18 protein-coding genes are annotated in these 16,760 nt (G+C 27.0%); all 18 read left to right on the plus strand.

The window, feature by feature from the left end:
• Positions 1-136 precede the first annotated feature (136 nt).
• The gene (locus AWT72_RS02995) at positions 137-2,200 is read left to right on the plus strand and encodes a prolyl oligopeptidase family serine peptidase (protein WP_067140598.1); all 2,064 of its coding nucleotides are present in this window, start codon (positions 137-139) and stop codon (positions 2,198-2,200) included.
• Positions 2,201-2,310: 110 nt separating this feature from the next.
• A complete protein-coding gene (locus AWT72_RS03000; RefSeq protein WP_067140601.1) occupies positions 2,311-3,126 on the plus strand; it encodes a MurR/RpiR family transcriptional regulator in 816 nt (271 codons plus the stop codon).
• Between the two features lie 153 nt (positions 3,127-3,279).
• Positions 3,280-3,975, plus strand: a complete 696-nt coding sequence (locus AWT72_RS03005) for an N-acetylmannosamine-6-phosphate 2-epimerase (RefSeq protein WP_067140604.1) — start codon at positions 3,280-3,282, stop codon at positions 3,973-3,975.
• On the plus strand, positions 3,975-4,826 hold the full coding sequence (locus tag AWT72_RS03010) for an ROK family protein (protein ID WP_067140607.1): 852 nt from the start codon (positions 3,975-3,977) through the stop codon (positions 4,824-4,826). The genes AWT72_RS03005 and AWT72_RS03010 overlap by 1 nt, the downstream gene beginning before the upstream one ends.
• Positions 4,827-5,753 (plus strand): dihydrodipicolinate synthase family protein, encoded by a 927-nt coding sequence (locus AWT72_RS03015; RefSeq protein ID WP_067140610.1) that lies wholly within the window; start codon positions 4,827-4,829, stop codon positions 5,751-5,753.
• A gap of 22 nt (positions 5,754-5,775) precedes the next feature.
• Entirely contained in the window at positions 5,776-7,086 is a 1,311-nt protein-coding gene (locus AWT72_RS03020; RefSeq protein ID WP_067140651.1) for an ABC transporter substrate-binding protein, read from the plus strand.
• A gap of 58 nt (positions 7,087-7,144) precedes the next feature.
• Positions 7,145-8,035 carry a carbohydrate ABC transporter permease gene (locus tag AWT72_RS03025; RefSeq protein ID WP_067140613.1) on the plus strand — a complete coding sequence of 297 codons (891 nt, stop codon included), beginning with the start codon at positions 7,145-7,147 and terminating at the stop codon, positions 8,033-8,035.
• 11 nt (positions 8,036-8,046) lie between these two features.
• On the plus strand, positions 8,047-8,880 hold the full coding sequence (locus AWT72_RS03030; protein WP_067140616.1) for a carbohydrate ABC transporter permease: 834 nt from the start codon (positions 8,047-8,049) through the stop codon (positions 8,878-8,880).
• Positions 8,881-8,882: 2 nt separating this feature from the next.
• The gene (locus tag AWT72_RS03035; protein ID WP_067140618.1) at positions 8,883-9,140 is read left to right on the plus strand and encodes a hypothetical protein; all 258 of its coding nucleotides are present in this window, start codon (positions 8,883-8,885) and stop codon (positions 9,138-9,140) included.
• A gap of 24 nt (positions 9,141-9,164) precedes the next feature.
• Complete coding sequence (locus AWT72_RS03040) at positions 9,165-10,265, plus strand: ABC transporter ATP-binding protein (protein ID WP_067140621.1); 1,101 nt, start codon at positions 9,165-9,167, stop codon at positions 10,263-10,265.
• 130 nt (positions 10,266-10,395) lie between these two features.
• A complete protein-coding gene (locus AWT72_RS03045; protein WP_067140624.1) occupies positions 10,396-11,190 on the plus strand; it encodes an endonuclease/exonuclease/phosphatase family protein in 795 nt (264 codons plus the stop codon).
• Entirely contained in the window at positions 11,190-12,527 is a 1,338-nt protein-coding gene (locus tag AWT72_RS03050; protein WP_067140628.1) for an MATE family efflux transporter, read from the plus strand. The genes AWT72_RS03045 and AWT72_RS03050 overlap by 1 nt, the downstream gene beginning before the upstream one ends.
• Before the next feature lie 10 nt (positions 12,528-12,537).
• On the plus strand, positions 12,538-13,131 hold the full coding sequence (locus tag AWT72_RS03055; protein ID WP_067140631.1) for a TrmB family transcriptional regulator: 594 nt from the start codon (positions 12,538-12,540) through the stop codon (positions 13,129-13,131).
• 8 nt (positions 13,132-13,139) lie between these two features.
• Entirely contained in the window at positions 13,140-14,093 is a 954-nt protein-coding gene (locus AWT72_RS03060; protein WP_067140634.1) for a DHH family phosphoesterase, read from the plus strand.
• Positions 14,077-14,346: a hypothetical protein gene (locus tag AWT72_RS03065; protein WP_067140638.1), complete on the plus strand. Its 270-nt coding sequence runs from the start codon at positions 14,077-14,079 to the stop codon at positions 14,344-14,346. Before AWT72_RS03060 ends, AWT72_RS03065 begins: the two co-directional genes overlap by 17 nt.
• Before the next feature lie 147 nt (positions 14,347-14,493).
• Entirely contained in the window at positions 14,494-15,165 is a 672-nt protein-coding gene (locus AWT72_RS09625; protein WP_067140642.1) for a hypothetical protein, read from the plus strand.
• Between the two features lie 51 nt (positions 15,166-15,216).
• Positions 15,217-15,639 carry a thioredoxin family protein gene (locus AWT72_RS03075; protein WP_067140644.1) on the plus strand — a complete coding sequence of 141 codons (423 nt, stop codon included), beginning with the start codon at positions 15,217-15,219 and terminating at the stop codon, positions 15,637-15,639.
• 12 nt (positions 15,640-15,651) lie between these two features.
• The gene (locus AWT72_RS03080; protein ID WP_067140647.1) at positions 15,652-16,533 is read left to right on the plus strand and encodes a metal ABC transporter substrate-binding protein; all 882 of its coding nucleotides are present in this window, start codon (positions 15,652-15,654) and stop codon (positions 16,531-16,533) included.
• The last annotated feature ends 227 nt before the right edge of the window (positions 16,534-16,760 follow it).

Raw genomic sequence — 16,760 nt, forward strand, 5'->3', positions numbered from 1 at the left:
ATATAAAATTTATGTTTAATATAAAGGTATAAAAAAATGAGATATAATAAGTAATTTTAAATTATTTATTTGTAATATTCTCATTTTTTTATTTGTTTAAAATGTGCTATAATACTATAAAAAAAGGAGAAAATATATGCAAAATAATATTGGTAAAATTAAGTATTTTAAAACAATGAAAATACCAGTTGTAGACAAGTATTTTGGAAATGAAATTATAGATAATTATCGTTGGTTAGAAGATGATTTAAGTGATGATACGGCTAAATGGGTTAAAGCTCAAAATGAATTAACATTTAACTATTTAGATAAAATTAGTTATAGAGATGATATAAAAGAACAAATATCTAAATTGTGGAATTTTGAAGAAAGGAGCATTCCTTTTGTTGAAGGAGATTATACTTACTTTTTTAAAAATGATGGACTTCAAAATCAATCAATTTTATATAGAATTTCTAAAAATGGAAGTGAAGAAAACTTTTTAGATCCTAACAAATTTTCAGAAGACGGCACAGTATCATTAGGTGAAATTTCGTTTACTGAAGATGGGAGTTTAGTAGCTTATTCAATTTCTGAAGGTGGAAGTGATTGGAGAAAGATTATAGTTTTAAAAACAGAAGATAAATCAATAGTAGGTGAGACTTTGATTGATATTAAATTTTCTAATATTTCTTGGAAAGGTAATGATGGATTTTTCTATTCTAGTTATGATAAACCTAATGGAAGTGAACTTTCTGCTAAAACAGACCAACATAAATTATACTATCATAAATTAGGGACTTCTCAAAAAGATGATGAATTAATTTTTGGTGGAATAGATACACAAAAACATAGATATGTTAGTGGTATAGTTACAAAAAATTGTAAATATTTATTAATTTCTGCTTCAAAATCAACTTCTGGGAATAAACTATTTATTAAAGATTTAGAAAAAGAAAATAGTGATTTAATTGAAATTACAAAAGATTATGAAAATGATACATATTTAATTGATAGTAATGAAGATAAACTATATTTATTAACTAATTTTAATGCTCCGAATAATAAGTTAGTTGTAGTTAGTGCGAAAAATCCGAGTTGTGAAAATTGGAAGGATTTAATATGTGAAACTGAAAATGTATTAGGAGTTTCTGTTGGATCAGGTTATATATTTGCTAATTATACGGTAGATGCTGTATCAAAAATTAAACAATATGATTATAACGGAAATTATATCTGTGAAATTATTCTTCCAGGCATTGGTTCTGTATATGGATTTAATGGTAAAATAGAAGCTGAAAAGTTGTATTATTATTTCCAAAACTATAATACGCCAACTAGTATATATGAGTATAACGTAAAAAATAAAGAATCAAAACTTTGTTGGAAACCAGAAATAGATTTTAATTCTAATGATTATGAGAGTAAGCAAGTATTTTATGAATCAAAAGATAAAACTAAAATTCCTATGATAATTACTTATAAAAAAGGGATTAAATTAGATGGAAATAATCCAACTATACTTTATGGTTATGGTGGGTTTAATATTAGTTTGACACCAGTATTTAATATTATAAATGCAGTTTGGTTAAATAATGGTGGTATATGTGCTGTCGCTAACCTTAGGGGTGGTGGAGAGTATGGTAAGAAGTGGCATGAAGCAGGAATTAAATTTAATAAGCAAAATGTTTTTGATGACTTCATATCAGCAGCTGAATATTTAATTAATGAAAAATATACTTCAAAAGATTACCTAGCAATAAAAGGTGGTTCGAATGGTGGCTTATTAGTAGGAGCAACACTACTTCAAAGACCTGATTTATTTAAAGTAGCACTTCCAGCAGTAGGAGTACTTGATATGTTGCGTTATCATAAATTTACAGCAGGTGCTGGCTGGGCTTATGATTACGGGACATCAGAAGAAAGTATAGAAATGTTTAAATATTTAAAATCATATTCTCCTGTACATAATGTAGTAGATGGAGTTGAATATCCAGCAGTATTAATAACTACTGGAGATCATGATGATAGAGTTGTACCAGCACATAGTTTTAAATTTGCAGCAGAATTACAAGAAAAACAAAAGGGAGAAAATCCAGTATTAATTAGAATAGAGACTAATGCAGGACATGGTGCAGGAACACCAGCTTCTAAAATAATACAAACAAATGCCGATATTTTTGCATTTACACTATGGAATATGGGAATTAAAGAACTATAAATTATATAGAGTTTGTTGAAAAATGAAAAGCAATTTCATCTTAAATTGCATTTTTGAAAAAAAGAGTTATAATTATAGTGTTAATAATTTTAATTTGAAGGTGATAAAGTATGAAGTATATTTCAATAATAGATTCTTTTTATCCTGCTCTTAGTAAACAGGAGAAAAAAATTGCGGATTTTTTCAAGAAAAAAAAGCAAGAAATAGCAATAATGAATTTACAAGAGATTACCAAGAAAATCTCAGTATCAGAAGCAACTATAACAAGATTTGTTAGAAAACTTGGTTTTAAAGGTTTTATAGATTTTAAACTAGAAGTGGCTAGAGAAAATCCAAATAGAAAAATTACTATTAAAGGAGATTATATAGAAAATATATCTAAAAATATATTTAATACTATAAATGATACCAAGTTGTTAATAAAGAAAACAAATATAAATAAAGCGATTAAGTATATAGAAAATTCTAAAAAAATGTATATATTTGGATTAGGAGCATCAGGGGTGGCAGCAGAAGAAATGCAAAACAGATTTATGCGTTATGGTAAGATTGGAAATTGTGTTAATGTAGCACATTTTCAGGTAATGTATGCTTCAACTATAACTAATGAAGATTTAGTTATTGCTATTAGTTTATCAGGGGAAACTCCTGACTTACTATACCCTGTTAGTATAGCAAAGAAAAATGGTTGTAAAATTATAGCAATAACAAATTATATTTTATCTCCATTAGCCAAAATGGCAGATATAGTAATACTTACTTCTGGTAAAGAAACTCCTTTAGATGGGGGGTCATTAATATCAAAAATATCTCAGTTATATGTGATAGATATTTTGGCAACAGGTTATGCTCTAAAAAATGAGAAAAAAGCAGAACATGCAAAGCATAATATAGCAAAAGCAATAGCAGATAAGTATAAAGAATAGAAATAATTAGAAATTGTACCTAAACTTTTAAAAGTCTTCGGTACATTTTTAAATTTTTAATATGAAATTTTTTTTCATTTTAGGGTTGCATTTTTGAAAAAGAAAGGTATAATTATACTGTTAGATATAATTTTTTAGAAGAGGAGAAATATAGTGAACAAAGAACAATTATTGCAAAAATTAAGAGGACAACTTATAGTTTCTTGTCAGGCTTTACCAGAGGAACCATTATACATGGAGGAAATGTCTGTAATGCCTTTAATGGCAAAAGCGGCTATGTTAGCAGGTGCTAAAGGTATAAGGGCTAATAGTGCAAGAGATATAATTGAGATAAAAAAAGTTGTTTCTTTACCAGTTATTGGTATAATAAAGAAAAAATATGATGGTGGGGAACAACATATAACAGTCGGGATGAGTGAAATAGATGCATTAGTTGCAGCAGGAGCGGATATAGTAGCGCTAGATTGCACTCTTCGTGAAAGATATGATGGCTTGCATATTAATGAATTTATTGCTAAAATTAAGGAGAAGTATCCTGACATATTATTAATGGCAGATATTTCTAATTTTGAAGAAGGGTTAAATGCCCAAAATAATGGGGTTGATTTTGTAGGAACTACTCTTAGTGGTTATACTCCTTACACTCCTAAATTAGATGGACCTGATTTTGAATTAATAGAAAAATTAGTTAAAGAATTACATGTTCCAATAATAGCAGAAGGTAGGGTACATACACCTGAACAAGCTCGTAAAATGTTAGAATTAGGAGCATTTGCAGTAGTGGTTGGAGGTGCTATAACAAGACCATTAGAGATAACTAAAAGATTTATAAACGAAATGGGGTTATAATGAGAACACTTTGTTTTGATGTTGGTGGAACATATATAAAGTATGCAATTATAGAAAATGATAGAGATGAAATAGAGATAAAAAAAATAAAAACAAGAATAACTAAACAAGATAACTACATTTTAGAAGATATAATTAATACTATAAAAGAATATGAAAATATAGATGCTATTGGAGTATCAACAGCAGGAGTTGTAGATAGTGAAAAAGGTGAAATAGCATTTTCTGGACCAACTATACCAAATTATACTGGTACAAAAATAAAAGAAAGTATAGAAAATATATTTAAAGTGCCTTGTTTTGTAGAAAATGATGTAAATGCAGCTGCTTATGGTGAATATACATATACTAAATCAAGTGGAACTACATTTATGATGACTATAGGTACTGGTGTTGGTGGAAGTATAATACTAAATGATAATGTTTATAATGGAAATTCCATGACAGCAGGGGAAATAGGTTATATGCCATATAAAAATGGTTATTTTCAAGATTATGCATCTGCTAGATTTTTAACTAGTTATGCAAGTGAAAAATTAGGGTTTGAAGTAGATGGTAAATATATATTTGAAAATGCTAAAAAAGGAAATGAAGTATGCAATGAAGCAATAGATACTTTAATAGAGAATTTATGTTTTGGTATATTAAATATAATTTATTTATTAAATCCTAAAAAAATAATAATAGGTGGCGGAATTACTGCACAAGGAACTTATTTAGAAAATAAAATAAAAAAACAATTAAACAAAAAAATTATAAGCGAAAAATTTAAAACAGAAATATGTTTAGCGAAGTTAGAAAATTCAGCAGGACTATACGGTATGTTTTACATTACTCAGAAAGGAAAATAGATGAAGTACGATTTAGAAAAATTTAAAGGAATTTTTGTGGCACTTTATTCAGCATATGATGATAACGGCAATGTTTGTGAAGAAAGAGCAAAGGCTTTAACTCAATATTATATTGATAAAGGGGTTAAAGGATTATATGTAGGTGGTTCTTCTGGCGAAGGTGTATTACAAAACGAAGAAGAAAGAAAGAAAATGTTAGAAGCAGTTATGTCAGTTGCTAAGGGTAAATTGACTATTATAGTCCATATAGGAGCAAATTCAACTCCTGAATCAGTAAGACTAGCAAAACATGCAGAGAAGTTAGGAGTAGATGCAATATCATCTATACCATGTGTGTATTATGGATTTAGTCCAAAAGCAATAAAAAGACACTGGGATGCTATGATAGATGCAACTGATTTACCATTTATAATTTATCATATACCACAAACAACAAGATTTAATTTACCATTATCATTATTTATGGAAATGGCTGCAAATAAAAAAGTTATAGGTATTAAATGTTCTGCTGAAAGTACATTTGAACTTCAACAGTTTAAATATATAGGGGAACAAGTTAAATGTGGAGAGTTCATAGTATTTAATGGACCTGATGAACAGTTTATTGCTGGGCGTATGATAGGTGCTGATAGTGGAATAGGTGGAACTTATGGTGTAATGCCTGAACTATTTATGAAAATGGATGAACTTTTAAAAAATGGAAATTTTGCTAAAGCAAGAGAAATACAAAATGAAGTTAATGAAATAATAAAAGGCTTGATAACTGGACCATCACTATATGGAGTGGCAAAATATATACTACATTTAAGAGGTATAGAAACTGGTCAACCAAGAGGACCTATGTTACCTATTGAAAGTGAAGAAGAAATTTGCATATGTAAAGAATTAAATGAAAGAATAAATGATGCAATTAAAAAATATTGTTAATAAATTATTGGAGGTAAATATAATGAAAAGAAATTTTGTTAAATCATTAGTAGCTGTGGCTACACTAGGTTTATTTGCTTTATCTTGTGGGAAAAAAGAAGAAGCAAAAGTGGAAGGACCTGTTACAATTAAATATTGGGCATTTCCTAATTTTAATGGAGATTCTGAATTTAAAACTTCAGAAGAATTTGATAAAGCTTTAATAAAAGCATTCGAAGAAAAAAATCCAAATATTAAAGTTGAATATCAAAAGATAGATTTTACAGATGGTCCAGCTAAATTACAAACAGCTCTACAATCAAACTCAGCACCAGATGTGGTTTTAGATGCACCAGGTCGTATAATTGATTGGGCTAAAAATGGTTTCTTAGTACCATTCGATAATGTAGATGCTAAACAATTTTCAGATAGTTTAGTTTCAGCATCAAGTCTTGATGGTAAATTATATTTAAGACCTTTAGGTTCTGCACCGTTCTTAATGGCATTTAATAAAAAAATAACTGATAAATTAGGTGTAACTGATTTATTACCATTAGATAAACCAGGTAGAAACTGGACAGTAGCAGAATTTGAAAAATTATTAACTGCTATACATGAAAAAGATAAAAGTATAGATCCAATCTTATTCTATACTAAATCACAAGCAGGAGATCAAGGACCAAGAGCATTTGTTTCAAACTTATTTGATTCTTGGATTACAGATAAAGATATAACTAAATATACTATAAATGATGAAAATGGTGTTAAATCATTAGAATGGATTAAATCAGCATATGATAAAGGATTAATAGGTAAAGGTGTTTCAGCTGAAGCGAAAGATGCATTAGAAGCATTTAGAAGTGGTAAAGCAGCAGGAACTATACTTTATTCACCAGGTCTAAGAGCATTAGATGCTGAAGCTATGGCTAAAGGTATATCAGAACCAGTTTATGTTGCTTTCCCTAATGATAGTGGACAAGCTAAATATGAATTCTTATTAATGGGTGCAGCAGTATTTGATAATAAAGATGAAGCAAGAATTAAAGCAGCTCAAAAATTTGTTGAATTTATAGCAACAGATGCTGATTGGGGAGAAAGAGCATTAAAAGCAACTAAAAACTTCTCACCAGTTAAAGGTGTAACAGGTATATATGGAGATGACAAAGAAATTAATTTCTTAGAAGGTTTAAATGCATACTATGGACCTTACTATAATACTATAGATGGTTATGCTCAAATGAGACCATTATGGTTTAACATGGTACAATCAGTATTAAATGGACAAGAAACAGCTAAAAATGCATTAGATAAATTTGTTGAAAATGCAAATAAAACTATTGAAGATGCAAAATAAAATAATAAAATAGAAGGGCTATATGCCCTTCTACCCTAATTAAAGAAAGGTGGAATAGATGAAATCTATAAAAAAAATGAAATACAAAAAAATAGATTATAGTGCATATATGTTTATTTTGCCAGCTTTAATGTTTTTTACAACTTTTGTACTTTACCCTATGATAAAAGGAATTTATTTATCTATGTATAGATTTAGAGGTCGTAATACATTATTTGTTGGTTTAAGACATTACATTAATTTATTTCAAGATGAAGTATTTATTAAGTCAACTGTAAATACAGTATTTATTACAGCTGTGGCAGTGCCAATAGTTGTAGCATTTTCTATTTTTGTTGCAATGAATATATACGAAAAAAATGCATTTATAAGATCTTTTTTTAGAGGTGTATTTTATATTCCGGCTATTTCATCAGTAGTTTCAATAACTGTGGTATGGAACTGGATTTATCATCCAAAGTATGGAATATTAAATTATTTGTTGCAAAGCGCACATATAACAAATAGTAATATTGACTGGCTTGGTAATCCTAGAACAGCTATTTATGCAATTATAGCTATATTGATTACAACTAGTGTAGGTCAACCTATAATTCTATATGTAGCAGCTTTAGGTAATGTTCCTAAAGATCTAATAGAAGCATCAAAAATAGATGGTGCTAATGAAAAAAGTGTATTTACACAAATAATATGGCCTATGATTAAGCCAACAACTTTATATATAGTAGTAGTTACTACTATAAATAGTTTCCAAATATTTGCATTAATACAATTACTAACAGCAGGTGGACCAAACTATGCAACTTCAACTATAATGTACCTTGTTTATCAAAAGGCAATAGTTGAGAGTAGATTTGGAGCTTCATCAGCTATGGGTGTATTATTAGCAGTAATAATAGGAATAATATCAATAGTTCAATTTAAATTTTTCTCATATGATACAGATTAGAAAGGGGCAATATGGAAGTTAAAAAAAGATCAGTTCTTGGAACAATAGCATTGATAATATTAATATTTTTTGCAATATTCTTTATTTTCCCTTTTTATTGGATTTTAACAGGATCATTTAAATTGCAAGAAGTAGCAATAAGTATACCACCTGAATGGTTTCCAAAAACACCAACATTAGAAAACTACAATGTTTTATTACAAGGTCATACATTAAGATGGTTTTTTAATTCAGTTTTTATTTCGACTATGACAACAATATTAGTATGTATTACTGCTTCATTAGCAGGTTATGCATTAGCTAAAAAACAATTTCCAGGTGTAAAATTAATCTTTATAGTTTTTGTTGCAGCAATGGCATTACCTAAACAAGTAATATTAATACCATTACTTAAATTTATGACTGAATTAAATTGGATAGATACATATCAAGTTTTAATATTACCAGCAGTAGGTTGGCCATTTGGAGTATTTCTTATGAAGCAGTTTTCACACTCAGTTCCAAAAGAATTATTAGAATCAGCAAAAATAGATGGGTGTAGCGAACTTAGAACATTTACAAGTATAGTTTTACCTATAGTAAAACCAGGTATAGGAGCATTAGCTATATTTACATTTATAGCTAGCTGGAATGATTATTTCTCACAATTGATATTTACAAATAGTGAAATAATGAAAACATTACCATTAGGGGTTGCAGCAATGGCACAACAGGCAGAATTTTCATTAAATTATGGATTATTAATGGCTGGAGCAGCACTAGCATCACTACCTATGATAATAATATTCTTATCATTCCAAAGTTACTTTACACAAGGTGTAACTATGGGAGCAGTTAAAGGTTAATTATGTTAGTATTTTTATGGCTATATTATAGTAAATTTTATATTTTAGGCTCAATAGCAGTAACGTATATGCTAAATAAAACAACAGATAAACTATATTATCCACCATTAATAATAAATATGGTATCAGTATTAATGTTATTTATATTAAATAAAGAAGCAAGAATGTATGCAATATATTTTAACTATTTACCCATAGTCATAACTAGCATTTTTATGAATTTTGTGGTATACATATATAGGAGAATAAAATATAGATAAAATATTGGAAATTTAGGAGGAGAAATGGCAAATGTAACATTAAAAGGAGTTGAAAAACAATACCCAAATGGCTTTAAAGCAGTACATGGAATAGATTTAGAAATAAAAGATGGAGAATTCATGGTATTTGTAGGACCAAGTGGATGTGCTAAATCAACAACTTTAAGAATGATAGCTGGATTAGAAGAAATAACAGGAGGAGAAGTTTACATAGGGGATAAACTAGTAAATGATGTACCACCAAAAGACAGAGAAATAGCAATGGTATTCCAAAGTTATGCCCTATATCCACATATGACAGTATATGAAAATATGGCATTTGGACTAAAATTAAGAAAGACACCAAAAGAAGAAATAGATAAAAGAGTAAGAGAAGCAGCAGAGAAATTAGAAATAACAGAATTACTAGATAGAAAACCTAAAGAAATGTCAGGTGGTCAAAGACAAAGGGTAGCCTTAGGTAGAGCAATAGTAAGAAAACCAAAAGTATTCTTATTTGATGAACCATTATCTAACTTAGATGCAAAATTAAGAGTATCAATGAGAGTAAGAATAACACAATTACATAAAGAATTAAAAAATACAATGATATATGTAACCCATGACCAAGTAGAAGCAATGACAATGGGGGACAGAATAACAGTATTAAAACTAGGTAAAATAATGCAAGTAGATACACCATTAAATCTATATCATAGACCAGCAAATAAGTTTGTGGCAGGATTTATAGGATCACCTACAATGAACTTAATAGAAGCAGACTTAGTAGAAAAAGATAGTAAGGTATATGCTAAGATAGGAGATACATTCATAGAGATAGCCAAAGAGAAAGCAGACAAGGTAAAGACATATGTAGGTAAGAAAGTAATCTTTGGAATAAGACCAGAAGCAATAGAAGCAGTGGATGAAGCAACATCTGATAGTGTAGAAGGAGATATATCAGTAGTAGAACAAATGGGAAATGAAGAATATATATACTTCACATTAGGAAATGTGCAATGGACAAGTAGAATGAATGTAGAAGGCTTAGCAGATTTAAGACAAACAGGAAAACATAACTTTAAGTTTGATACAGCAAAATGTCATATATTTGATATAGATACAGAAGAAAATGTAAGTTTATAGAATAAAAATTGAATAGAAAAAGTTAACAAGAAATTGTTAGTCTTTTTTTAATATAGTTTTCTAATAAGATATCTTTAAAAATTATTTAAAATATGATAGAATTTACTAAATAAAAAGAAAGAGAACTAATATGAAAAAATATATAATAAGTATAATATTATTTCTATCAAGTTTATGTTTTTCTGAAAATATAAGGCTTGCTAGTTTTAATGTTAAAAATTTAGGGAAATCAACTAAAGATTATAATTCGTTGACTAAGATATTATCTAAGTTTGATATTATAGCATTAGAAGAAGTTATAAATGAAAAATCTTTACTTTATTTAGTTGATAAATTAGGTAGTGAATATGATTATGTAATATCAAAGCCTGTAGGAACGAGAAAATATAAGGAATATTACGCTATTTTATATAAAAAGTCTAAGGTAGACAAGATATATAATGTTGGTAAATATCAAGAAAAAGATAATGAATTTATAAGAGAGCCATCGGCTTTTTATGTTAAGTCTAATAAGTTAGACATGCTTTTGATACCTGTTCATTCTATATATGGAGATAATGCAAAAGAAAGAGCATATGAAGCTAGTAAATATTTGCAAGTATATAAATATTTTAAGGAAAAAACTGGGCAAGATGATATAATAATATTAGGAGATTTTAATCTTCCAGCTAGTGATAAGGCTTTTGATGAATTAAAACAAAATGGATTTTCTAATATATTAAATCCCTTAGCTGATAAAACAACCTTATCAAAAACAGGCTTAGCAAATTCTTATGATAATATTTTTATCAATTTAAATAATACAAAAGCATTTACTAATAGATATGGAGTATATGATTTTACTAGAAATAATCATGAACTTATAAGAAAGTACATATCAGATCATTTGCTTATATTTATTGAACTTAACAACGAGGAGGACTAATGACAAATAAAAATATATATAAAAAAATATTATGGTTAGCAATACCCATAACTTTGGAAAATTTAATATATAGTTTTATAAATTTTGTAGATATATTTATGGTAGGTAGAGAAGATAAGGTAATAGGGCTTGGTGCTGATGCAGTAAGTGCATTAGGAGTATCTAATCAATTTTTCTTTTTATTTCTTACATCTTTATTCGGCCTTTTAAGTGGAGCAAGTATATTATCATCACAATATTATGGAGCAAAAGATTTTAAGAATTTAAGAAAAATTACAGTTTTATTTGTATTATTTTCATTAATATATGTAATACCATTTTTCGTATTGGGTAAATTTTTTCCTAATTTAGTATTAGGTTTTTACACGAATAATAAGCCTGTAATGGAACTTGGTTATAGATATTTAGGAATAACAATATGGACTTTTCCATTAACTGCATTAGGTATGGCTTTTGGTATATTACTAAGATCAGTTAATTTACCTAAATATTCGCTATATACTTCTATATTAGGCTTATGTATTAATATAGTTCTAAATACTACATTAATACCTGTATATGGTGTATCAGGGGCTGCGACAGCTACTTTAATATCAAGGTTAGTAACAGTAACTATACTACCTATGATATTAATAATTAAAAAAGTTCCAGTAATACCAAAACTAAAAGATATATTAGATATAGATTTTGGATTTATTAAAAAAGTTTTATCATTATCATTTTTTACTTTTTTACATGAAATATTATGGTCAATGGCAGTATCAGTAAAAACTTCATTTTTTGGAAGAATGGGAACAACAGCATTTTCAAGTATACAAATAGCAGCAAGTATTAATAGTTTATTATTTACCGTATTTATTGGTCTTACAGCAGCAACAGCAGTTATAGTAGGAAATGAACTGGGTAATGATAACCCGGAAAGTGCTTATGAATATTCTAAAAAGATAGTAAAAATATATACAGTTGTCCTATTTTTAATAATAATAGTGTTAAATATCATAACACCATTTGTATTAAGATTTATGGGAGTTAGTCCAGAAGTATTTAAACTTACTAGAAGTATAATATACATGGTTTCTATAACTTCATCATTAGTGGCATATACTATGTTATTTTTAGTAGGTATATTTAGAGCAGGTGGAGATGTTAAATTTTCTATATATATAGAAATAATACCTTTATGGTTTGTATCATTACCATTAATGTATGTATTTACAGAAATATATACTGTACCAGTTATAATTCTATTTTTAATTTCATATACAGATGAATTTATTAAATTAATTCCTTGTTTGACTAGATATTTCAGTAAAAAATGGATTAACAAAATGATATAAAGGAGAAATTATGGATATAGTTGAAAAATTAAAAAAAGTTGGTTTTACAGATGGAATGGCACTAGTATATATAGAACTTTTAAAAAAACCAGGTTTAAACGGAACACAGATATTTAAAAACTTAAATTTACCTAGAACTAGTGTATATAATGCTTTGGAGCAATTAGAACAAGATGGTATTATAAGTTTAATTCCAACAGAGAGCGATAAAAAAAACTATAATCCAATACCACCACATGATATAGTAAAAAATATAAAAAATATGTATAGTGATATTTTATCAAGTATAGGTGTGGAATTAGAAAGTATATATAAGCCTGAAAGTTTTAGTGAAGTGTATAATATAACAGGAATAGAAAATATCTATTATAAAATAAATGATATGATAGAAATAGCAAAAGAAAAAATTGTAATTTCTGGCGATATAGATGAAAATAGATTGATATTAAATACGAATTTAAATATTGGAAGAAAAAATGAAACCAATGAAGAAGAAATGTATATAATAATAGATGATAAAGAAGTTTTAGTAGCAAGACTAAATGAAAATTATGCAGTGGGTATATATACTAAAAATAGTATAATAATATCAAGATATATTTAAGGAGTAAAATGTTAAATCAAATAGTAGACAAAATTAAAGATAGTAAAAATATAGTAATTGCAGGACATTTAATGCCTGATGGAGATGCATTAGGATCAGCTATTGCACTATACTATATTATAAAAAAATATGATAGTAATAAAAATGTTAAAGTGTGTTTTAACGATACTTTACCCGAATATATGAAAAAAGTTAATCCAGATATTAAAATATATAAAGAAGTTAAATCTGATATAGATTTATTAATATCAGTTGATACTGCTAATGTAGAAAGATTAGCAGTAACAGAAGATATGATAAAAAGAGCAAAAAATAAAGTTGTAATAGATCATCATATAAGTAATAAAAAATATTTTGATATAAACTATGTTAAGGAAATATCAAGTGCATCTGAGATGGTTTATGAATTTATAAAAAAATTAAATGTAGATTTAGATAAGGATATTGCAAAATACATATATCTGGGTATAATAAATGACACAGGCTGTTTTAGACATCCTAATGTAACATATAAAACTATGTATATAGCATCTAAATTATTAGAAACTGGAATAGATAGTAATAAAATATATCAGTACATATTTTCAAAGAGTAAAAATAAGGCAGAAATATTATCTAAATCAGTAATAGAAGGAAATTATGATGACAAACTTAAATTTATGTACTATAATATAGATAAGTCTGAAATACAAAAAAATAATTATACAAGAGATGATATGGAAGGCATAGCAGAATATATGTTAAATATAGATGAAGTTGAAATTGCAGTATTTATGCGAGAAGAAGACGATGGCAGTATAAAAGGAAGTTTTAGATCAAAAGGTAATATTGATGTTAACAGTATAGCGGCTAATTTTAATGGAGGTGGACACAAAAATGCCTCTGGTTTTAAAACTAATAAAAATGTAGAATATATAATAAATAAGACAAAGGAGATTTTAAGATATGAAAAAAGTAACTAAGGCAATATTTATTTTATTATTAATCGCATCATGTACTACTATGAAAGTGAATATAAGTAGACAAGATGCTTATAAATTAAATGCGAAGTATGTGCAAGAAAAATATAACCAAAAAGTGGACAATAAAAAAGTAGGATTTTATTTGGCCAAAAATAGGTATGAGTTATTTTCTTTAATAGGAGACACTATTTATCATTTAACATTAGATAAAGATGGAAATTTAGTTTCTAGTGAATCTTACCCAGCATACTAAAAATAACTAAAAAAAATTATTTTGTGCAAGTAACCATAACACAACATATAAACGTTGAAAATAAATTTGGAACTGAATCATAACTATTGAAGTAGTCATAAAACTGTTATATAATACATTAAACTTAAATAAATAAAGGAGAAAATTATGAAAAAAATATTAACAGCATTATCACTATTTGTAGCAATGAATATATTTGCACATAAACATGAAGGAATGAAAATATTAAATCCTACATATTACCATTCAGAAACGGCTATTGTAGAAAATATAGAATTAGGTAAAACGAAAGATGGAGATTTAGGAATTAAATTTAATGATTTTGGAGTAGGGGTAGAACTTGAAAAAAATGGATCTACATATTACACAAAAGATTTTTGGGTAAGAATTAAAACAATAGGAGAAGATAAATTAGTTACAGATGTAGTTATACCGTTATTTGATATGTCATTATTTAATGAAAAACACAACAAAAATTTTGTAAAAGGTCATGCTTATCATTCATTTGGTGGGACATTACATTTACATGTACTTGTTTCAAATGATAAGAAAACAGTAGAAATAAATCATAAGAAATTTAATGTTGTGGCTAAAACTGAAAAAGATAAGACTATCTATACTGAAATTAATGGTAAGTTTGTATTTACAACATCTGTTGATAAAAGAGGAATGATTCAAGCTTTTGGGACTTTAATATTTAATAATGAATATAATAAAGTAGATAAAATGGAAAAACATGACCACATGGAAAAACATAACCATGAACACGGACATGAACATAAACATGACCATGAGCATGAACATCATGATCACAAGTAATATAAATATTAACTCCCTATAAGGGAGTTTTTATGTAAAAAAGGAGAAGACATGACTAATTATAATGAATATTTAGAATTTGATAATGGAGAATATAAAGAACAGCAAGAAAAAATAATGGACAAAATAAAATTTAGTCCAGAAAATATAGAAAGTATAAAAAGCATAAATGGAAAAACACTTAAAATAATAGCACAACCTTATTGTCCAGATTGTAGAGCATTGGTAGCCGTGTTAGAAAATATGATAAAAATAAATGATAACATAGATATAACATATGTAGTTAGACAAGATGGAACTGATTATAGGTTGCCTACTATAATAATAAATGATAAAATGGTATTTGTAGAATTTCCTAAAAAGGTAAAAGAAATTATGGAAATAGATTCAGATAAAGATTCAATTATATATAATTATAGAACAGGTAAGTATAATAAAGAATTAATAGAAGAATTAATTGATATTTTAATCTAAGAAAGGGGTAAAATGAAAAAGTTTTTAATATATATATTAATAATTTTAGGAAATATAACATTTGCTAAAATGAAAGTAGGTATTACTATGTTACCATATTATAGTTATGTAAGTAATATAGTTGGAGATAAAATGGAAGTAGTACCTTTAGTACCAGAAAATATAAATTCACATAATTATGATCCAACACCACAAGATATAAAAAGAATAAAAAGTATAGATATAGTTGTTTTAAATGGTATAGGACATGATTCATATGCAGAAAAAATGTTAGCTGCGGCTAATAATAGTAAAATAAAAAGAATATATGCTAATGAAAATGTATCAACTATGCAGGTTAATGGTCAAAGAAAAGGAAGAGAAGTAAATCCGCATACTTTTATATCAATAACACAAAGTATACAACAAATAAATCAAATTGCAAAAAAATTAGGGGAAATAGATCCTGCTAATAGAAAATATTATAGTTTAAATGCAAGTAAATATAGTACTAAACTTAGAAAAAAATTAGCAATGGCTAAGCGTAAAGTTGCTAATGTAGATACTAATAATATAAAAATAGCAACAACACATGCAGGTTATGACTATTTATTAGGAGAATTTGGCTTGACTGTAAGTGTTGTAATAGAACCTTCATCAGTTCATTCTCCAACAGCAGCAGATTTGAGATATGCTATAGAAAAAATAAAGAAAGAAAATATAAAAATACTTTTTGATGAAGAAAATTCTAATCATAAGAATGCACAAACTATAAAAAATCAAACAGGAGTTTATGTTACAAGTTTAAACCATTTAACAAATGGTAAATATTCAAAAGAAGCATTTGAAAACTTTATTCAAAAGAATTTAGATCAAGTAGTTAATGCATTATTATCATCAGGAACTAAAAAATAACCAAAAAAATTTAGATTATTGTAAACTAATAATTGTTAGATTAAAAATAGTTTTTAAATTATTAACTGATTTGTAACTGATTTGCAGCCCTTTTCATTTATAGGAAAAGAATGTATAATACTTTTATAAATAATTAATAAAAAAATAACTAATTATTAATCTTTCAATACAAGTGGAAACTGAACTTTGGTTCGGTTTTTTACTTTTTAAGGAGACCAACTATGATT

Origin of the sequence: Oceanivirga salmonicida, assembly GCF_001517915.1 — a bacterium.
In the GTDB taxonomy this organism is placed as follows: Bacteria; Fusobacteriota; Fusobacteriia; order Fusobacteriales; family Leptotrichiaceae; genus Oceanivirga; species Oceanivirga salmonicida.